General features: G+C 65.2%; 19 protein-coding genes and 2 pseudogenes. 5 read left to right on the top strand and 16 right to left on the bottom strand.

Annotated elements, in window-relative coordinates; genetic code table 11:
* Positions 1-11: 11 nt before the first annotated feature.
* The 5 genes from ACZ48C_RS15865 to gabD form a co-directional block, all read right to left on the bottom strand.
* Positions 12-743 carry an SDR family oxidoreductase gene (locus ACZ48C_RS15865; protein ID WP_464781691.1) on the bottom strand — a complete coding sequence of 244 codons (732 nt, stop codon included), beginning with the start codon at positions 741-743 and terminating at the stop codon, positions 12-14.
* Between the two features lie 159 nt (positions 744-902).
* The gene (locus tag ACZ48C_RS15860; RefSeq protein WP_464781690.1) at positions 903-1349 is read right to left on the bottom strand and encodes an RbsD/FucU family protein; all 447 of its coding nucleotides are present in this window, start codon (positions 1347-1349) and stop codon (positions 903-905) included.
* A 26-nt stretch (positions 1350-1375) separates the two neighbouring features.
* Positions 1376-2395, bottom strand: coding sequence for an aldo/keto reductase (locus ACZ48C_RS15855; RefSeq protein ID WP_464781689.1), 1020 nt, complete (start codon positions 2393-2395; stop codon positions 1376-1378).
* Between the two features lie 92 nt (positions 2396-2487).
* Complete coding sequence (locus tag ACZ48C_RS15850; RefSeq protein WP_318910379.1) at positions 2488-3288, bottom strand: HpcH/HpaI aldolase family protein; 801 nt, start codon at positions 3286-3288, stop codon at positions 2488-2490.
* Positions 3289-3356: 68 nt separating this feature from the next.
* Entirely contained in the window at positions 3357-4808 is a 1452-nt protein-coding gene (gene gabD / locus ACZ48C_RS15845) for an NADP-dependent succinate-semialdehyde dehydrogenase (RefSeq protein ID WP_318910378.1), read from the bottom strand.
* 224 nt (positions 4809-5032) lie between these two features.
* On the opposite strand from gabD, the gene ACZ48C_RS15840 reads away from it, so the two are divergent.
* Positions 5033-5626, top strand: a complete 594-nt coding sequence (locus tag ACZ48C_RS15840) for a nitroreductase family protein (protein ID WP_464781688.1) — start codon at positions 5033-5035, stop codon at positions 5624-5626.
* A 211-nt stretch (positions 5627-5837) separates the two neighbouring features.
* Here ACZ48C_RS15840 and gyrB read toward each other — a convergent pair whose 3' ends face one another.
* The 6 genes and pseudogenes from gyrB to ACZ48C_RS15810 all read right to left on the bottom strand — a co-directional run bounded on the left by gyrB (position 5838) and on the right by ACZ48C_RS15810 (position 11176).
* Complete coding sequence (gene gyrB / locus ACZ48C_RS15835; RefSeq protein ID WP_119257958.1) at positions 5838-8270, bottom strand: DNA topoisomerase (ATP-hydrolyzing) subunit B; 2433 nt, start codon at positions 8268-8270, stop codon at positions 5838-5840.
* Positions 8271-8417: 147 nt separating this feature from the next.
* Positions 8418-8798 carry a helix-turn-helix domain-containing protein gene (locus ACZ48C_RS15830; RefSeq protein ID WP_119257957.1) on the bottom strand — a complete coding sequence of 127 codons (381 nt, stop codon included), beginning with the start codon at positions 8796-8798 and terminating at the stop codon, positions 8418-8420.
* Positions 8795-9139 (bottom strand): annotated as a pseudogene (locus tag ACZ48C_RS15825) (Smr/MutS family protein); the annotation flags it as partial. The gene ACZ48C_RS15830 and the pseudogene ACZ48C_RS15825, both read right to left, overlap by 4 nt.
* 119 nt (positions 9140-9258) lie before the next feature.
* Positions 9259-9361: pseudogene (locus ACZ48C_RS15820) on the bottom strand (Smr/MutS family protein); the annotation flags it as partial.
* Positions 9348-10463: a murein transglycosylase A gene (mltA, locus tag ACZ48C_RS15815; protein ID WP_464781687.1), complete on the bottom strand. Its 1116-nt coding sequence runs from the start codon at positions 10461-10463 to the stop codon at positions 9348-9350. The gene mltA and the pseudogene ACZ48C_RS15820, both read right to left, overlap by 14 nt.
* An 11-nt stretch (positions 10464-10474) precedes the next feature.
* Positions 10475-11176, bottom strand: coding sequence for a Tim44/TimA family putative adaptor protein (locus tag ACZ48C_RS15810; protein ID WP_464781686.1), 702 nt, complete (start codon positions 11174-11176; stop codon positions 10475-10477).
* 153 nt (positions 11177-11329) lie between these two features.
* Here ACZ48C_RS15810 and ACZ48C_RS15805 point away from each other — a divergent pair, with 153 nt between their 5' ends.
* Together ACZ48C_RS15805 and secB are read left to right on the top strand one after the other, a co-directional pair.
* A complete protein-coding gene (locus ACZ48C_RS15805) occupies positions 11330-11788 on the top strand; it encodes an FxsA family protein (protein WP_464781685.1) in 459 nt (152 codons plus the stop codon).
* Between the two features lie 69 nt (positions 11789-11857).
* The gene (secB, locus tag ACZ48C_RS15800) at positions 11858-12334 is read left to right on the top strand and encodes a protein-export chaperone SecB (RefSeq protein ID WP_313195311.1); all 477 of its coding nucleotides are present in this window, start codon (positions 11858-11860) and stop codon (positions 12332-12334) included.
* 78 nt (positions 12335-12412) lie between these two features.
* Here secB and dnaQ read toward each other — a convergent pair whose 3' ends face one another.
* Genes dnaQ through ACZ48C_RS15775 form a run of 5 tightly spaced genes read right to left on the bottom strand, consistent with a single transcriptional unit; the run spans position 12413 to position 16002 of the window.
* Positions 12413-13117: a DNA polymerase III subunit epsilon gene (gene dnaQ / locus ACZ48C_RS15795; protein WP_464781684.1), complete on the bottom strand. Its 705-nt coding sequence runs from the start codon at positions 13115-13117 to the stop codon at positions 12413-12415.
* The gene (gene coaE, locus ACZ48C_RS15790) at positions 13117-13707 is read right to left on the bottom strand and encodes a dephospho-CoA kinase (protein WP_464781683.1); all 591 of its coding nucleotides are present in this window, start codon (positions 13705-13707) and stop codon (positions 13117-13119) included. Before coaE ends, dnaQ begins: the two co-directional genes overlap by 1 nt.
* Positions 13707-14564, bottom strand: a complete 858-nt coding sequence (locus tag ACZ48C_RS15785) for a shikimate dehydrogenase (RefSeq protein ID WP_464781682.1) — start codon at positions 14562-14564, stop codon at positions 13707-13709. The genes coaE and ACZ48C_RS15785 overlap by 1 nt, the downstream gene beginning before the upstream one ends.
* Positions 14557-15156 (bottom strand): Maf-like protein, encoded by a 600-nt coding sequence (locus ACZ48C_RS15780; protein WP_464781681.1) that lies wholly within the window; start codon positions 15154-15156, stop codon positions 14557-14559. Before ACZ48C_RS15780 ends, ACZ48C_RS15785 begins: the two co-directional genes overlap by 8 nt.
* A gap of 24 nt (positions 15157-15180) precedes the next feature.
* Positions 15181-16002: a pyruvate, water dikinase regulatory protein gene (locus ACZ48C_RS15775; RefSeq protein WP_119257947.1), complete on the bottom strand. Its 822-nt coding sequence runs from the start codon at positions 16000-16002 to the stop codon at positions 15181-15183.
* A gap of 407 nt (positions 16003-16409) precedes the next feature.
* On the opposite strand from ACZ48C_RS15775, the gene hemE reads away from it, so the two are divergent.
* On the top strand, positions 16410-17444 hold the full coding sequence (gene hemE / locus ACZ48C_RS15770; RefSeq protein WP_464781680.1) for a uroporphyrinogen decarboxylase: 1035 nt from the start codon (positions 16410-16412) through the stop codon (positions 17442-17444).
* Complete coding sequence (gene hemJ / locus ACZ48C_RS15765) at positions 17441-17980, top strand: protoporphyrinogen oxidase HemJ (RefSeq protein ID WP_464781679.1); 540 nt, start codon at positions 17441-17443, stop codon at positions 17978-17980. The genes hemE and hemJ overlap by 4 nt, the downstream gene beginning before the upstream one ends.
* The last annotated feature ends 66 nt before the right edge of the window (positions 17981-18046 follow it).

Here is an 18046-nt window from a genome sequence, read left to right as displayed (position 1 = left end):
ATGAACGGGATTCAGCCGGTCCAGCCGCCGTCGACGACATAGGCCTGGCCGGTCGTGTAGGTCGCGCCGGCAAGGTGCACCGCAAGATCGGCGATCTCCTCGGGCGTGCCGATCCGCCCCATCGGCTGGCGGGCAATGAAGGCGGCGCGGGCAGCGTCATAGTCTCCCCCGGCGCGCATCCGATCCTGCAGGGAGGGGCTTTCCACCGTGCCGGGGCAGATGGCGTTGCAGCGGATGCCCTTGCCGACATAATCGGCGGCGACCGCCTTGGTAAGGCCGATGACGGCGGCCTTGGTGACGCCGTAGGCGAAGCGGTTCGGCACGCCCTTCACGCTGGAAGCGACCGAGGCCATGTTGACGATGGCGCCGTCGCCGCGCTCCAGCATGCCCGGCAGCACGGCGCGGATGGTGCGCACCATGGCGAGCACGTTGAGGTTCCAGGCAAAGGCGAGATCGTCCTCCTTCATCTCCAGGATCGTGCCGCCATGCACCACGCCGGCGCAGTTGAAGAGCACGTCGATGCGGCCGATATCGGCGACGACGGCGGAAACGGCGGCATCGTCGAGAACGTTGAGAAGACGCGTTGCCATGCCGCTCTCATCCGCAAGGCTGGAGAGCGTCTCCGGGTTGACGTCCGTGGCGACCACCGTCGCGCCCGCCCGCTGGAAAGCCAGCGCCGACGCGCGCCCGATGCCCTGCCCCGCCGCCGTCACCAGCACGGTCCTGCCCTGAAGATTGCTCATGGATTCCATTCCTTCCTATGCCGCAACGCGCACGATGGCCTTGATGTGGCTGGATTTTTCCGTCGCCCGCAGGCAAGGTCAAGAGGGACGCGGCCGTCGCGGATGCTCGAAATCGGCTCCGGGCGCATTGCGGCTGTCAATATGATCGAAGGGTTTCTGCTAGACCCGGAAGACCTCATGCGGATGCACGACGCCCTTCTTCAGGATGATATTGCCGTAAAGGCGGAATTCCGTGGTGGCGACGATATAGGCCGCATTCTTCGCCATCTCGTAGAAGGCGAAGCGCTCGACGGCGTGCACCGTGAAATCGCCGGCGAGGCGGTTCACGAGGCTCTGGAAGGTCGCGCAGACCTCCGGCACCGCGCCCGGATCGCCCACCACCTCCATGCGCCAGGCGGCCTCGGGAACGAAGGTGTCGAGCGGCATATGCGCCAGAATGGCCTCGGTGATCGCCACCGCATCGACGCCGTCGGCCCGGATGACCTTCGGGCCGAGGAAGCTGGAGGGGAAATTGGCGTCCGCGATGACGATGTCGTCTCCATGCCCCATCGTGCGGATGGCATGCAGGAGATCGGGACCGAGCAGCGGGTGAATGCCTTTCAACATGGATTTCGATCCTCCTCGATCGAATGCTATTCGCGGACGGGCTCGAGCCCCAGCTCGGGCGCCACCAGCGTATGAGGCTCGAAAGCCGGGTAAATATCCTTCGGCAGGTCCATGCGCGCCAGCGCCATGTTGCGGCGCAGGCTTTCCGGCTTCGCGGTGCCGAGCAGGACCGAGGCTACAGCGGGGTGGCGCAGCGGAAACTGCAGGGCGGCCGCCGCGAGCGGCACGCCGCGTTCCGCGGCGATCCCCATCATCGCGCCGACCTTTTCCGCGACCTCCGGCGTTGCCGGCATATAGTCGAAATGCGCGCCCTCGACCGGACCCGTCGCCAGGATGCCGGAATTGAAGACGCCGCCGACCACCAGCGAGGTCCCCTTCCTCCCGCAGAGCGGCAGCAGCTCCTCCACGGCGGAGCGGTCGAGCAGCGTGTAGCGGCCGGCAAGCAGAATGCAGTCGAGATCGGCCTCGCGCAGGATATCGAGACAGACGGGCACCTCGTTCACGCCGAGGCCGAAAGCCTTGATGGTGCCGGAGGATTTCAGCTCGGAGAGCGCCTTGAGGCCGGAATCGAGGAGCTGGCGCAGATAGACCGCATTGCGCTCCGCGCCATGCGTATAGACGCCGATATCGTGCACATAGAGGATATCGATCCGGTTGAGGCCGAGCCGGGTATAGCTCAGCTCGAGGCAGCGCATGATGCCGTCATAGCTGTAGTCGTAGCGTGCCCCGAAGGGCAGCGGATCGACGAAGCCATAATTCGGCACCGTATCGCCCTCGGCCGGCTGCATGACGCGGCCGACCTTCGTCGACAGCACATAGCTTCCCTTCGGCTTGTCGCGCAGGAAATCGCCGACATAGCGCTCCGCAAGGCCGAAGCCGTACCAGGGGGCGGTGTCGTAGTAGCGCAGGCCCTCCTGCCAGGCGGTCTCCAGCGTCGCCATCGCGACGTCGCGCGGGCAGGCCCGGTAGAGCCCGCCGAGGGGCGCCGTGCCGAAGCCGAATTCGGTCACGGCAAGATCCGTCCTGCCGATGGTCCGCGTCTGCATGATGCCTCCCGGCCGGCGTCCTCCCGCCGGCTTGTTTCGTCTTTATCGGCAGTGGACGGATTGCCGTCAATCGCCGCCTCCGGAGCCCGGTTTCAGTAACCGCCGCCGCGCTTTTCCGTCACGGTCTCGCCGAGGAAGGTGCGGCGCAGGGTCTCGACGGCCGAGACGAGGCAATTGACGTCGGTGCCGATCGCCATGAAGTCCGCGCCGAGATCCCGGTAGACCTCCGCCTGCTGGAGCGAGACCGTCATGATGCCGCGCGCCTTGCCATGGGCCTTGGTGCGCTCGAAGATCTTGCCGATCGTCGCCAGCACTTCCGGCGCGCCGGGATCGCCGAGGAGGCCCATATCCGCGGCAAGGTCGGAAGGACCGATGAAGACGCCGTCGACCCCCTCGACCGCGGCGATGTCGTCGATGGCCGCAAAGCCCGCCCGGCTCTCGACCTGCACGATCAGGCAGATCTCGTCATTGGCCGTCGCCAGATAATCGGGCGTGCGGTTGAAATCGCTGGCGCGGCCGAGGCCGGCGCCGACGCCGCGGATGCCGTGCGGCGGATAGCGCAGGGCGCGCACCAGCGCCTTGGCCTGCTCGGCCGATTCGACCATGGGGATGAGGAAGGTCTGGGCGCCCTGGTCGAGGAGCTGCTTGAGCAGCCAAGCCTCGCCCATCGGCGGGCGCACCATGGCATGGGTCGGCGAATGGCGCAGCGCGCCGATCTGCGCGCTGATCATCGGCATGTCGTTCGGGCCGTGCTCGCCGTCGATCAGTAGCCAGTCGTAGCCGCTGGTGGAAAGGATCTCCGCCGCATAGGGACTGCCGAGCGCCGCCCACAGGCCAAGCTGGAACCGGCCTTCGCGAAGCGCGGCCTTGAAGGCGTTTTTCGGTGCTGCCACGATATATTCCTCTTCAAAAACCAAACCGGCCGGACGATGCCGGCCGGAAAACAGGATGGGGGCTATTCTCAGCCGATGCCGCCGAGGCAGACATATTTCATCTCGGTGAACTCCTCGATGCCGTATTTCGAGCCCTCGCGGCCGAGGCCGGAGAGCTTGACGCCGCCGAACGGCGCCTCCGCCGTCGAGATGAGGCCGGTATTGACGCCGACCATGCCGTATTCCAGCGCCTCGGCGACGCGGAAGACGCGCGACAGGTCCTTGGCGTAGAAATAGGAGGCGAGGCCGAATTCCGTGTCGTTCGCCTGCGCGATGACATCGTCCTCGTCCGTGAAGCGGAAGAGCGGGGCGACGGGGCCGAAGGTCTCTTCGCGCGCAACCGCCATGTCCGGCGTCACGTCGGCAAGGACGGTCGCCTCGTAGAAGGTGCCGCCGAGTGCATGGCGCTTGCCGCCCTGAACCACGCGGCCGCCTTTCTTCACGGCGTCGGCGACATGTTCCTCGACCTTTTCCAGCGCGGCATTGTCGATCAGCGGACCGAGCACCACGCCCTCGTCGAAGCCGTTGCCGGTCTTCAGCCTGCCGACGGCGGCGGCGAGCTTTTCGGAGAAGGCGTCATAGACGGCGTCCTGCACATAGAGCCGGTTGGCGCATACGCAGGTCTGGCCGTTGTTGCGGAACTTGGCGATCAGCGCGCCCTCGACCGCCGCATCGAGATCGGCGTCGTCGAAGACGATGAAGGGCGCGTTGCCGCCGAGCTCGAGGCCGAGCTTCTTGATGGTCGGCGCGCACTGCTTGTAGAGTTCGGCGCCGATTTCCGTCGAGCCGGTGAAGGTGAGCTTGCGGATGGTCGGGTTGGCGGTCATCTCGGCGCCGATCTCGCGCGCCGAGCCGGTGATGACGGAGAAGAGGCCGGCGGGAAGGCCCGCGCGCTCGGCAAGGATCGCAAGGGCGATCGCCGAGAAGGGCGTCTGCGAGGCGGGCTTCAGCACCATGGCGCAGCCGGCGGCAAAGGCGGGGCCGGCCTTGCGGGTGATCATGGCGTTGGGGAAGTTCCAGGGCGTGATCGCCGCGACGACGCCGATCGGCTGCTTCATCACGAGGATGCGCTTGTCCTTCTGGTGGCCGGGCATGATGTCGCCATAGACGCGGCGGGCCTCCTCGGCGAACCATTCGACGAAGCTGGCGCCATAGACGATCTCGCCAGTGGCCTCCGCCAGCGGCTTGCCCTGTTCCATCGTCAGGATGCGGCCGAGATCGTCCTTGTTCTCGATCATCAGGTCGAACCACTTGCGCAGCACGGCCGAGCGTTCCTTGGCGGTGCGGGCGGCCCAGGCCTTCTGGGCCTCTGCCGCCGCGTCGATCGCTTCCTTCGTCTCCTTGGCGCCGAGCTTCGGCACATGGCCGACGAGTTCGCCCGTCGCCGGATTCTTCACCGCGATGCCGCTCGCATCCGCTTCGATCCAGCGCGTGCCGACAAGGGCTGCCTGGCGAAGCAGGCTCGGGTCTTTGAGGCTCATCGGATATCTCCCATTTCGCGATGCCGTCTGACGTGTCGCAACGGTTATATTGCGTCCCACCCGGTTTCGACAATGCGACGGGACGGGATTTTCACCTCCGGCCGGCCATCGGCACGTTTCCAATCCGCCGGCTTATTTCATGTGCTTGCCGTCGCAAAAACGCTGCGCAACGGGCCGGACTGCTTTAGGTTCAAGCCGCTGATTTGAACATTCGAGGCTTTGCAATGACCCACCCCACCGGCCGCACCGCGGACCATGCCATCGACCCCGTCTTCCTCGACCGCTGGTCGCCCCGCGCCTTCACCGGCGAGGCCATGCCGCACGAGACGCTGCTTTCGCTGTTCGAGGCGGCGCGCTGGGCGCCGTCGGCAGCCAACGGCCAGCCCTGGCGCTTCATCTACGGCCACCGCGGCAGCGCGGCCTTCGACGCGATCTACAGCACGCTGGACGAAGGCAACCGGCGCTGGGCGGACAAGGCCTCGGTGCTTGTGGTCATCGTCTCGCAGACCCACCGCAAGAGCGCCGACGGCGAGATGCGCCCGGCCTATACCCACGCCTTCGACACCGGCGCGGCCTGGGCCTATCTCGCCCTGCAGGCGACCCATGCCGGCTACCATGCCCACGGCATGGGCGGCATCGACCGCGCGAAGGCGATGGAGGTTCTTGGCATCCCCGAGGGCTTCCGCGTGGAGGCAGCGGTCGCCATCGGCAGGATCGCGCCGAAGGAGACGCTGCCGGACGACCTGATGAAGCGCGAAGTGCCGAGCATGCGCAAGCCGGTGGCGGAATTCGTCTCGGAAGGGCGGTTCACGGCCTGAGTGACGGGACGCGTTCGCGCCTTTTCTGCGGCAGGGCCTACCACGCCATCCTCGGGCTTGCCCCGAGGATCAAACTGCCCCCGGGACGTGGATGGCCGGGTCAGGCCCGGCCATGAACGGCGGAGAGGGTGGTGCGAAGTGAAGGCGGAGGCGAGCATCGGTTCAGACCGGCGCAGGCAAGAAGAAAGCCGCCTTTCGGCGGCTTTCCTGATCAGATGTCGAGATTGGCGACGCTGAGGGCGTTTTCCTGGATGAAGTCGCGCCGCGGCTCCACCTCGTCGCCCATCAAGCGGGCGAAGAGGCCGTCGGCATCGGTCGCATCGTTGACCTTCACCTGCAACAGCGAGCGGACGTTCGGATCGAGCGTCGTTTCCCAGAGCTGCTCGGCGTTCATCTCGCCGAGGCCCTTGTAGCGCTGCATGGAAAGGCCCTTGCGGCCGGCGGCGAAGATCGCGTCGAGCAGGGCGCGCGGGCCGGAAATCTCGACCTGCCCGTCCTTTCGGCGCAGCACCGGCGGCACCATGTAGGTCTCCTTCAGGCGGGCCGAGAGCTGGTCGATATGACGCGCGTCGGACGAGCCGATCAGCGCCATGTCGAGATGGGCGAATTCCTTGACACCGCGCACCATGCGCTCGAAGCGCAGGCCCCCGTCGGAGGCGACGGAGCCTTCCCAGCCGCGTTCCGTCTCCTCGGCGATGAGGTCGAGACGGCGGGCGACATCCTGAGCCTTCGCGGCATAGGCATCGCGGTCATGGCTGAGCTCGAGGTTCAGTGCACCGGCGATCGCCGCCTGTTCGACGATGGCACGGTTGTAGCGCGAATGCAGGCCGTCGAGCAGCGCGCGCAGGCGCAGCGCGTCCTGGATGAGTTCCAGGATATCCTGGCCGGCGCGCACTTCGCCGGAGGAAAGCTCCAGCGCCGCGTCGTCGAGACCGGAGCCGATCAGGTAATCCTCCAGCGCCTTTTCGTTCTTCAGGTACTGGCCGGACTTGCCGCGCGCCACCTTATAGAGCGGCGGCTGGGCGATATAGAGATGGCCGCGCTCGATCAGCTCCGGCATCTGGCGGAAGAAGAAGGTGAGCAGCAGGGTGCGGATATGGGCGCCGTCGACGTCGGCGTCCGTCATGATGATGATCTTGTGGTAGCGCAGCTTGTCGGCGTTGAACTCGTCCTTGCCGATGGAGGTGCCGAGCGCGGTGATCAGCGTGCCGATTTCCTGGCTCGACAGCATCTTGTCGAAGCGCGCGCGCTCGACATTGAGGATCTTGCCGCGCAGCGGGAGGATGGCCTGGTTCTCACGCGAACGGCCCTGCTTGGCGGAGCCGCCGGCCGAATCGCCCTCGACGAGGAAGAGTTCGGACTTCGCCGGATCGCGCTCGGAGCAGTCGGCGAGCTTGCCGGGCAGCGACGAGATGTCGAGCGCACCCTTGCGCCGCGTCAGCTCGCGCGCCTTGCGGGCGGCTTCGCGGGCGGCGGCGGCCTCGACCACCTTGCCGATCAGGGTCTTCGCATCGGTCGGATGCTCTTCCATCCAGATGCTCAGCGCCTCGTTGACGAGGCTTTCGACGACCGGGCGGACTTCCGAGGAAACCAGCTTGTCCTTGGTCTGCGAGGAGAATTTCGGATCCGGCACCTTCACGGAGAGAACAGCGGTGAGGCCTTCGCGGCAGTCATCGCCCGTCAGCGTCACCTTTTCCTTCTTCATGATGCCGGAGCCTTCGGCATAGGAGACGACCTGGCGGGTCAGCGCGCCGCGGAAGCCGGCCATATGCGTGCCGCCGTCGCGCTGCGGGATGTTGTTGGTGAAGCAGAGCACGTTCTCGTGGTAGCTGTCGTTCCACCACATGGCGACTTCGACGGTGATGCCGTCCTTCTCGCCCCTGATGGCGATCGGCTTGTCGACCAGCGGTTTCTTGGCGCGGTCGAGATAGATGACGAAGGCTTCGAGACCGCCCTCGTACATCAGCTCGTCCTGTTTGACATCCGAATGGCGGCGGTCGGTGAGGAGAATGCGCACGCCGGAATTGAGGAAGGCGAGCTCGCGCAGGCGGTGTTCCAGCGTCGAATAGTTGAACTCGATGTTCGAGAAGGTCTGGGGCGACGGCAGGAAGGTGACTTCCGTGCCCGTCTCGTCGCCGGCCTCGCCCGTTACCTTCAGCGGGCCGTCGGCAACGCCATGGGTGAAGCTCATCTCGTGAATCTTGCCGGAGCGACGGATCTTCAGCTTCAGCGAGACGGAAAGCGCGTTCACCACGGAGACGCCCACGCCATGCAGGCCGCCGGAAACCTTGTAGGAGTTCTGGTCGAATTTGCCGCCGGCATGGAGCTGGGTCATGATGACCTCGGCCGCCGAGACGCCCTCTTCCTTGTGGATGTCGGTCGGGATGCCGCGGCCGTTGTCCGTCACCGTCACCGAGCCGTCCGCGTTGAGCGTCACCGTCACGATGTCGGCATGGCCGGCCAGCGCCTCGTCGATGGCGTTGTCGACCACCTCGTAGACCATGTGATGCAGGCCCGAGCCGTCGTCGGTGTCGCCGATATACATGCCCGGGCGCTTGCGCACGGCATCGAGTCCCTTGAGGACCTTGATCGAATCTGCGCCATACTCGGCCGGGCCGTTTTCGGTCTCGGGTGTGTCAGTCATTCAAGCGTCTTTCCAGAGGTTTCGCGCCAAAGGTTTCGCGGGTCGGCGGGAGCGCGGCGAATCACCGCTTTCCAAGTCATGGAATATAGGGATTTTGACCCCAAGTTCCAAACCAGAGAGCGGCCAAACACGGCAGAAATCAGGGGATCAACCCGGTTTTACCCGTGAATTGCATGCTTTTTCGAGAATGCCGGCAAGACGGCGCACCGTCTCGGGCGGCAGGCCGGCGATTTCGGCCGCGAGCCGGTTGGCGAAGGCCGTATATTCCGGCGGAAGACCGGCCGTGTCGACTACCACGCGGGGGTCTGAAATCTCGGCGATGCGGAAGAGTTCCTCGGCTTCGTCCCAGATGACGTTGAAGTAGCCGGCGACGCGCTGGAGGAAATCGAAGCTCGGCATGCCGCGCTTGCCGTGCTCCAGCGCCGAGAGATAGGCGGGGCTGACGCCGAGCGCCAGCGCCATCTCCTTCTGCGAGACGCCCTTGCGGTCACGCAGGTGCCGCACGGCCTTGCCGAAGGGCGTCGTCATCGCTTTTCCCCCGGCAGGCGGGCGAGGCGGACATAGAGCGCGCCCTCGCCGCCATGGTTGCGGGCGGCGGGCTCGTAGGAGGAGATCAGCGGACGGAACTCCGGCAGCGAGAACCACAGCGGCACCGCCCGCTTCAGCGCGCCGTCGCTGCCGAGCGATGTGCCCTTGCCGGTGATGACGAGGACATGGCGCAGCCCTCGCTCATGCGCCTTGATGAGGAAGCCGAGCAGGAAGCCGTGCGCCTCGCTCTGGATCATGCCGTGCAGGTCGATGCGCGCCTCGAGAGCGAGGCGGCCCTTGGCGATCTTGCGCTTGACGGGGCGCTCCAGCGGGTGATGGCGGGTTTCCCTGCCGCGGCCGATGGTGAGCGCGATGCCTTCCGCCGGCTTTTCGGCCTTTGCCGCCTTCGGGGCGGGTTCCGGTTCCTGCTCCACCACCTTCTCGGCGAAGGCCTCTTCGAATTCCGTCAGGGCATCGAGCTTTCCCGGCAGGGCGCGCGTGCTGCGCGCCACCTTGCCCCAGAGAATGCGGTCCTCGCCGGAAAGCGCCTTATCCTTCGGCATGGAGGTAGCGCTCCGCCGCCGCTCTGGGGATGAGGATGTGGAAGGTCGCGGCATTGCGCACATGGCCGGCGAGTGCGCCCGCCGCGTCGCCCGAGCCGGTGAAGATATCGCCGCGCGCCGGGCCGACGATCGCGGTTCCGGTGTCGAGCGCCAGCATCAGCCTGCGGAAAGGTTTTCCGCCGTCCATATGGGCGAGGCTGTCGCTCGTAATGAAGAAGGGCAGGCCGAAGGTGTGGATCAGCCGGTCGACCGCGAGCGAGCGGCCAGCGACCAGCGGCACCTTGGCGGCGGCGATGGGGCCGAGCGCGGCATCGTCCACCGCCGCTTCCTTGAAGAAGATGAAGGAACGATTGTGCCAGAGCACCGCGTCCACCTGGTCCTCGTGCCGCGCCAGCCAGTCGCGGATCGAGGCCATGGAGACGGTTGCTGCATCGATCTCACCGCAGTCGATCAGGAGCTTGCCGATAGCCGAGAACGGGTGGCCGGACTTCGCCGCATAGGTGATGCGCTTCATCGCTCCGTCGGGATAGACGAGCCGCGCGGCGCCCTGAACATGGGCGAAGAACACATCCACCTTCGAGCGCGCATAGGCGATTTCCAGCCCGCGGCCCTTCAGACAGCCGCGCTCGATTTCGCCGCGGTCCGGATGCTCGACGACGACGCCGTCCTTCTGCAGGCCGAAGGCGTAGCCCGCCGGGAAGCCGGCGGGGCAGTTGGCGTCGTCGATGTCGACCAGATCATCGGGCCGGCGGTAGAAGGGATAGCGATAGTCGGCATCCGGCTCGGCCTTCACGGCGACCTCGGGCTCGTAGAAGGCCGTGACGAAGCCGGCAGTGCCATCCGCCTTCTCGATGCGGAAGGGTACGCAATGGGCTTCGAAGAAGGCCCGCACGGCGGCGGCGCCCTCGGGCTTTTCATCAGCGGCGGCATCCAGAAGCGCCAGAAGCTCGCCGGCAGTGATGCCAAGCGAGCCTGTCTTGTAGGGCTTTACAGTGCGGATATGATCACGGCAGCGGCCCATGGCCGCAAGCAAGGGGGTCGGATCGTCCTCGTCCCAGCCGGGAAGCGCCGAAAACCGGGCCGGGACCAGACGGTAATCCATTGGAGCCTCGCTCAGCCTTCCGACTCGGTTGCGATCAGCTTCCAGTTCGGGTCGCGCGAGCGGATGTCGCGGGCGAAGGTCCACAGGTCGTTGACCTCGGCCACCGTTTCCGCGTCGCCCTCGACCAGCGCGCCGGCCTTGTCATAGGTGGCGGAAATCAGCTGGCTGACGATGCGTAGCGTGATGTTGGCCTCGCTGTCCTTGACCTCGGCGGAGACGATGTCGGCCTTCTCGATGCCGACGAAGCTGGAGCGCACGGCCTCGCCCTTGGCCTCGCGCTCGGAGATGGCGGCGTCGAAGCCCTCGAAGACCTCGCGTGACAGGAGGTTCTTCAGCGTCTTGCGGTCGCCGTCGGCAAAGGCGACGACGATCATCTCGTAGGCCATGCGGGCGCCGGCGACGAATTCCTTCGGGTTGAAGGCGGGATCCGTCTTGACGAGAGCGCGCAGCTGATCGTTGAGCGGCGTTCCCGGCGCGGCGAAGCTGTCGACGGCGGCAAAGGGATTTTCCTCCTCGTCGGCATCGCGGCGCGGCAGCGTGACGACCTTGCCGCGGTCGGGCGAATCAGTCTCGCCCACGGTCTCGCGCTTCGAATAGGGATCGAAGGGCGGACGCTCGCTGCCGGTGCGGCGGCCAAGCACGCTGCGCAATTGCAGGAAGATGACCACCGCAGCCACGAGGAAGAAAATCGTTACAAAGTCGAATGAGCCCATTATCGATCCGCTGCCGGTTCCTATTTTTTATTCCTTTTCCATATAGTCCGCAAAGACGGATCATTCAAATGGCTATGACGTGAATGCGGCGAAGACGCGCGGATATGCAGGCCACGGTATCGGCCCGGGAAAATCTGTGCGAGATTGGACACCATGTCGCGACGTCTCATTCCCCTTGTCCTTCTTCTGCTGCCGCTGGCGGAAATCGCCTGTTTCATCCTCGTCGGGCGGCGGATCGGTCTCTTCCCGACCCTGTCGCTGGTCGTGCTCTCGGCCGTCGCCGGCATCGTGCTGATGCGGGTGCAGGGCTTCGGCGTCATCGCCCGGCTCCGGCAATCCGGCCAGGAAGGCCGCGCGCCCGGCAAGGAGATGCTCGATGCGGCGATGATCATGATCGCCGGGATCCTGCTCTTCATTCCGGGCTTCCTCACCGACATTCTCGGCCTTGCGCTCTTCCTGCCGCCGGTGCGCAATTTTCTCTGGAACCGGCTGATCCGCAATGTCGTTGTGGTCGATATCGGCGGAACGGGCCCAAGCCCACGCCCCGAGACGGGGCCGCGCCGCACGATCGACCTCGACGAAGGCGACTTCCATCGCGACGAACCGCGCTGAGCCCAGGGTTGTAAGCCTTTTGCCGAAATGCTAGATGGCCTGACTTTCCAGAGTCCCGAGGATACTCCCATGACCGACGCAGTCACCGACAACAACGCCGCGAGCCCCTCGCTCAACATTCTGGCGCAGTATGTGAAGGACTTCTCCTTCGAGAACCCGGGTGCTCCGCGTTCGCTGCAGGCCCGTGACAAGGCGCCGGCGATCAATATCAGCGTCAACGTCAATGCCAACCCGCTCGCCGAATCGGACTTCGACGTCATCCTTTCGCTGAACGCGGAAGCCAAGGACGGCGACAAGGTGCTGTTCAATGCCGAGCTCGCCTATGGCGGCGTCTTCCGCATCACGGGCTTCCCGCAGGAGCACATGCTGCCGGTTCTCTTCATCGAGTGCCCGCGCCTGCTCTTCCCCTTCGCCCGCCAGATCATCGCCGACGCCACCCGCAATGGCGGCTTCCCGCCGCTGATGATCGATCCGATCGATTTCGCGCAGATGTTCGCCCAGCGCATGGCCGAAGAACAGGTCAAGGCGAAGGTCCAGGCCAACTAAGGCCGCCATTTCCTCTGAACGAAACGCCCGGCTGCGATGCGGCCGGGCGTTTTTGTTTCTGGAGATCGTGAGCCGGATTCAGGCGCCGTATTTCGCCCAGATCGCCTTGGCGCCCATTTTCTCCACCATGGCCGCATGGGCCGCGCGCTCTTCTTCCGAAATGCGCGGCGGAAGGGGACGCGGGCGCACGCCGAGCGGAAGGACGACCTCCTCTTCCGCATCGACCAGCGTCTGGCGGCCCATTTCCGCCGAGCCGAGACCGAGCGCCGCCTGCCGGCCACCGATCATCTCGATATAAACTTCGGCCAGCAGCTCGGAGTCGAGAAGCGCGCCGTGCTTGGTGCGGTGCGAATTGTCGATGCCGTAGCGCCGGCACAGCGCATCGAGCGAATTCGGGCCCATCGGATGCTTGCGGCGAGCGAGCGCCAGCGTGTCCGTCACCCGGTCGGAGGCGACGGGCGGCAGGCCGATCCGGTCGAACTCGGCATTGATGAAGCCCATGTCGAAATTGGCATTGTGCGCCACCCAGCGGGCATCGCCGAAGAATTCAACGATCTCCTGCGCGACCTCGGCAAAGGGACGCTTGTCCTGCAGGAACTCGTCGGTGATGCCGTGGACGGCAAGCGCGTCCGGATGGACCTTGCGGTCGCCGGGATTGATGAAGATGTGCAGCGTGCGGCCGGTCGGGAAATGGTTCTCCAGCTCCACGCCGCCGATTTCGATGACACGGTCGAGCTTGTTGTCGAGGCCGGTCGTTTCCGTATCGAAGATGATCTCGCGCATCAGTCCCGCCGCTCCGTCAGTCTTGCGATTATCTCTTCCACCTGTTCGCGCGCCGCATCAAGCCCCCGGCCCGTATCGATGATGAAATCGGCCCGCCGCCGCTTTTCCGCATCCGGTATCTGGCGCGAGAGGATGAGCTGGAATTTCTCCTCCGTCATGCCCGGCCGCGCAAGGACGCGCTCCCGCTGCGTCTGCGGATCGCAGGTGACGACGACGACCTTGTCCACCCGCTTTTCACCGCCCGTTTCATAGAGAAGCGGGATATCGAGCAGCACGAGCGGCGCGCCATTCCGGCGCTCGGCATCGAGAAAGGCCGTTTCCCGTGCCCGGACAAGTGGATGGATGACCGCCTCCAGTTCGCCGAACCGTTCCGGGGATCGTGCGAGAACGGCGGAAAGCGCCTTGCGGTCGATGACGCCGGCCTCCAGCGCTTCCGGGAAGAGCGCGGCCACCGGCGCCACCGCCTCGGCGCGGTAGAGATCGTGCACCGTCGCATCGGCATCGTGCACCGGCACGCCGAGATCGCGGAACATCGCGGCCGTCGTCGACTTGCCGGTTCCGATCGATCCGGTGAGGCCGAGAACGATCATCAATGTGTCTCCATGTCCGCGAGGATGAGGTTACGTAGCGCGGCATCGACCGTGGGCCGGACGCCGAACCATTTTTCGAATCCGGGCACCGCTTGGTGCAGCAGCATGCCGAGGCCATCGACCGTGGCAAAGCCCTGCGCGGACGCCTGGCGGAGGATCGGCGTTTCCAGCGGCACATAGACGATATCCGTCACCACCGCATTGCTAGCGAGCGGCGAGAAATCGAAGTCCGGCGCCGCCTCGCCGTCCATGCCGAGCGAGGTGGTGTTGACGAAGAGGCCGGCCCCTTTCGTGACTTCGGCAAAGGCTTCCATGCCATGGGCATGCACCTTCGGTCCGAAGCGGTCGGCCAGTTCCTGCGCGCGGGCGACGGTGCGGTTCACCACATGGATCTCGCCGACGCCGCGATCGCGCACCGCCTGGATGATCGCGCGGCTCGCCCCCCCTGCCCCGAGGATCACGGCCCGGTCCGTCCGGTTCCAGCCGGGCGCCGCCGCATCGAGATTGGCGAGGAAGCCGTAGCCGTCGGTATTGGTAGCGCAAAGCCGGCCCTCTTCCAGCCAGAGGGTGTTCGACGCGCCGAGCTCCTCGCTGAGCGCACCCGGCCGGTCGGCCAGCCTGTACGCCGTTTCCTTGTGGGGGATGGTGACATTGCCGCCGATGAAGCCGGATTCACCGCTCTTCAGGCGGGAAATGAAGCCGGCGAAATCTTCAGGGGAAACCTCCTGCCGCGTATAGGATCCCGCAAGCCCCAGCTTTTCCAGCCAGTGGCCATGGATCAGCGGCGAACGCGAATGCTTGACCGGATAGCCGGTGACGAAGGCATGGCGGGCGGATGTTTCACGTGAATCATGCATCGATGGCACCGAGATCGCGAAGTTTAGCCAGCAGCGGAAGAAGCGGCAGGCCGAGAATGGTGAAATAGTCGCCGTCGATCCGCTCGAAGAGCTGCACGCCCTCCCCCTCCAGCTGGTAGGCGCCGACGCTGGCGAGCACCCGCGTGCCGACGCGGGCAAGATGCCGATCGATGAACCCTTCCGAAAGCGGCCGCATCGTCAGCCGCGCGATGGAGACGTGGGTCCAGAGGGTTTCGCCGTCGCGCACCAGCGCGATGCCGCAGTTCAGGGCATGGGTGCGGCCCGACATCGCCATGAGGTGGGATTTCGCTTCCGCCATGTCGGCGGGCTTGTGGAAGACCCGGCCCTCGAGCGAGAGGGTCTGGTCCGAACCGATGACGAGTGCGCCTGGATTGCGGCCTGCCACGTCCTTCGCCTTCTCGATCGCCAACGCCTCGGCAACGTCCGGCGGGGTGGGATTGCGCGCGGCGAGCGCCGCTTCGGCCGCGCGCTCGTCGATCTCCGCCGCGCGCGCTTCGAAGGCAAGGCCGGCATTTTCCATCAGCATGCGGCGGAAGGGGCTTTGCGAGGCAAGGATCAGCAGCGGCGTCATGAAAATCTCCTGTTGCCTTCCGGGTTAACGAAGCTTGGGGCGAAGAGCAACGATGGCGGCGGCCGTTTCCTCGATCGAGCGGCGGGTGACGTCGATCACCGGCCAGTTGTTACGCGCGCAGATGGCGCGGGCATATTTCAGCTCCTCGGAAATCTGCGCCCTGTCGATATAGTCATCACCGCGAAACTCCTGCGTCTGGCCCAATATCCGGTTCTGCCGGACCTGGGCGATGCGGTCGGTCGTGGCGATGAGGCCGACGATCAGCGGTTTCGTCGCCGCCGACAGCCGTTCCGGCAGCGGCACGCCGAGCACGATAGGCACATTCGCGGTCTTGATGCCGCGATTGGCGAGATAGATGCTGGTCGGCGTCTTCGAGGTGCGGCTGATGCCGATAAGGATGACATCCGCCTCGTCGAGATCGGCCGGCAACTGGCCGTCGTCATGGTCCATGGTGAAATTCAGCGCTTCGATGCGCGCGAAATATTCCGCGTTCATCACATGCTGCGCCCCGACCCGACGGCGCGACGGCGCGCCGAGATAGGACTGGAAGATCTCGATCACCGGCTCCAGCACGGAAACGCAGGGCACCCCCATCTCCCGGCAGCGCTGGTCGATGATCTCCGACAGTTCGCGGTCGACGACCGTATAGAGCACGATGCCCGGCGCCCCATCGATAGCATCGAGCACCGGCATCAGCTGCTTGCGATTGCGCACCAGCGGATAGACGTGCTCCAGCGCCTGGGAGGACTGGAACTGTGCCGCGGCAGCCCGCCCGGCAGCGATAAGAGTTTCGCCCGTCGAGTCCGAAATGAGGTGCAGATGAAAGTAGTTTTTGGTGCTTTCCACAATATCCTCCGGCCCCTGTTGATGACCCGGGACAAGCGTGAGCTAAAAACGGGAGGGGCACGGAGGCAAGAGGATAAGTGCCGGTTTTTCCACAATCGGCAAACAGCGGGAAACGGATTCCCCGATGCTGTGGACAAGACTCATGGCCACGTCATAGTGTCGCGCTTGTCCACAAGCTGCCCACAGGAAGGGACTTTCAGGCGCCTCTCGAATCTCTTTGATTCAAAAGCGCGAATCCGGATTTGCCGGATTTGCGCTGTAAAAGCTTTCGCGAACTTTGTGTTTTCCAACCGTTCAGCGTCGGGACGGGGATTTTGTGGACAGGATTTAATCCTTGATAGTCACCGACTCTAAGAAATAGAAACCTTTTCAAAAGAGATTATTTCATGATTGGGAGAACCCCAGCGGTGTCTGCGAAAAGCCGGAAGATCGTCGAAGTCCTCAACGGGAAGACGGTTTCCCCCCCTCCCCTCTGGCTGATGCGTCAGGCAGGCCGTTACCTGCCGGAATATCGGGCAACGCGCGCGGAGGCAGGAAGTTTCCTCGATCTCTGTTATTCGCCGGAGCTGGCAACGGAAGTCACGCTCCAGCCGATCCGCCGCTATGCCTTCGACGCGGCGATCCTGTTTTCCGACATCCTCGTCATCCCCGATGCCCTGAAGCGCAATGTCCGCTTCGAGGAAGGCCATGGGCCGCGCATGGACCCGATCGACGCCGATGCCATCTTCGCTCTCAAGGAGGATGGCGTTCAGGATCACCTCAGGCCCGTCCTGGAAGCGGTTGGCCGCATCCGGCAGGCCCTCCCCGAGGAAACGGCCCTGCTCGGCTTCTGTGGCGCGCCCTGGACGGTTGCGACCTACATGATTGCCGGCCATGGAACGCCCGATCAGGCACCGGCCCGGCTTTTCGCCTACCGGGAGCCGAAGGCCTTCGCCCGTCTCCTTGACCTCCTGGCCGATCTTTCGGCCGATTATCTCGTGGCGCAGATCGATGCGGGCGCGGATGCGGTGCAGATCTTCGATTCCTGGGCGGGCGTGCTCGGCGAGCGGGAATTTGCCGATTACGCCGTTCGTCCGATGCGGCGCATCGTCGATGCGGTGCGCTCGCGCAGGCCCCAGGCGAAGATCATCGCCTTTGCCAAGGGGGCTGGCCTCCAGCTCAAGACCTACCGGCAGGAGACGCGGGCGGATGCGATCGGCCTCGACTGGTCGGTGCCGCTGTCCTTCGCGGCCGAACTGCAGAAGGACGGGCCGGTGCAGGGCAATCTCGATCCGATGCGCGTGGTCGCCGGCGGCGCTGCGCTCGACGAAGGGGTCGACGCCATCCTGCAGGCGCTCGGCAACGGCCCGCTGATCTTCAATCTCGGCCACGGCATCACGCCGCAGGCCGATCCCGAAAACGTCACACGGCTCGTGGCACGCGTGCGCGGGCAAGCGCGATGAGCGAGCGGCAGACCAGCGAGAGCGCCGGACGCCGCGCCCGTTTGCGGGCCGCGGTGGCACTCGCCGTCTTCGCGCTGGTGGCGCTCCTCCTCGTCCTCCACCCGCCGGAGGATCTCTATCTCTGGATCAAGGCGCTGCATATCGTCGCCGTGATGTCCTGGATGGCCGGGCTGCTCTATCTGCCGCGGCTCTTCGTCTATCACACCGATGCGCCCGTGGGTTCCGCCCAGTCGGAGACCTTCAAGGTGATGGAAGGACGGCTCTACCGGACGATCATGCAGCCGGCCATGGGCCTTACCTGGCTGCTCGGCCTCTACCTCGCCTGGTCGGTCTACGGTTTCCAGGGTGGCTGGCTGCATGCCAAGCTCGCCTTCGTCGTCCTTCTCACCGGCGTGCACGAGTATTACGGCCGCGCGGTGAAGGCTTTCGCGGAAGATCGCAACGTGAAAACCGGGCGGCAATGGCGCATCTGGAACGAGGCGCCGGCCCTCCTGATGGTCCTCATCGTCATCATGGTCGTAGTCAAGCCGTTCTGATCGGCCGCGACAAATCGGACGAAATTGAATCGCCCCCTTGCGGGCTGGCACCGGAACCGCTATTTT

The organism is Shinella sp. 1A1 (genome assembly GCF_055379515.1).
The sequence above is the reverse complement of the archived record's forward strand: the minus strand, read 5'-3'. Positions and strand labels throughout refer to the sequence as shown.

Bases quoted from the DNA above. Each gene is read 5' to 3' on its own strand.
- gyrB (WP_119257958.1), bottom strand. From the start codon at position 8,270: ATGACTGACACACCCGAGACCGAAAACGGCCCGGCCGAGTATGGCGCA.
- ACZ48C_RS15780 (WP_464781681.1), bottom strand. From the start codon at position 15,156: ATGACGCCGCTGCTGATCCTTGCCTCGCAAAGCCCCTTCCGCCGCATG.
- ACZ48C_RS15830 (WP_119257957.1), bottom strand. From the start codon at position 8,798: ATGACGACGCCCTTCGGCAAGGCCGTGCGGCACCTGCGTGACCGCAAG.
- ACZ48C_RS15860 (WP_464781690.1), bottom strand. From the start codon at position 1,349: ATGTTGAAAGGCATTCACCCGCTGCTCGGTCCCGATCTCCTGCATGCC.
- ACZ48C_RS15810 (WP_464781686.1), bottom strand. From the start codon at position 11,176: ATGGGCTCATTCGACTTTGTAACGATTTTCTTCCTCGTGGCTGCGGTG.
- ACZ48C_RS15840 (WP_464781688.1), top strand. From the start codon at position 5,033: ATGACCCACCCCACCGGCCGCACCGCGGACCATGCCATCGACCCCGTC.
- coaE (WP_464781683.1), bottom strand. From the start codon at position 13,707: ATGATCGTTCTCGGCCTCACCGGATCGATCGGAACCGGCAAGTCGACG.
- hemJ (WP_464781679.1), top strand. From the start codon at position 17,441: ATGAGCGAGCGGCAGACCAGCGAGAGCGCCGGACGCCGCGCCCGTTTG.
- ACZ48C_RS15785 (WP_464781682.1), bottom strand. From the start codon at position 14,564: ATGCATGATTCACGTGAAACATCCGCCCGCCATGCCTTCGTCACCGGC.
- ACZ48C_RS15865 (WP_464781691.1), bottom strand. From the start codon at position 743: ATGAGCAATCTTCAGGGCAGGACCGTGCTGGTGACGGCGGCGGGGCAG.
- dnaQ (WP_464781684.1), bottom strand. From the start codon at position 13,117: ATGCGCGAGATCATCTTCGATACGGAAACGACCGGCCTCGACAACAAG.
- ACZ48C_RS15805 (WP_464781685.1), top strand. From the start codon at position 11,330: ATGTCGCGACGTCTCATTCCCCTTGTCCTTCTTCTGCTGCCGCTGGCG.
- mltA (WP_464781687.1), bottom strand. From the start codon at position 10,463: ATGGATTACCGTCTGGTCCCGGCCCGGTTTTCGGCGCTTCCCGGCTGG.
- gabD (WP_318910378.1), bottom strand. From the start codon at position 4,808: ATGAGCCTCAAAGACCCGAGCCTGCTTCGCCAGGCAGCCCTTGTCGGC.
- secB (WP_313195311.1), top strand. From the start codon at position 11,858: ATGACCGACGCAGTCACCGACAACAACGCCGCGAGCCCCTCGCTCAAC.
- ACZ48C_RS15855 (WP_464781689.1), bottom strand. From the start codon at position 2,395: ATGCAGACGCGGACCATCGGCAGGACGGATCTTGCCGTGACCGAATTC.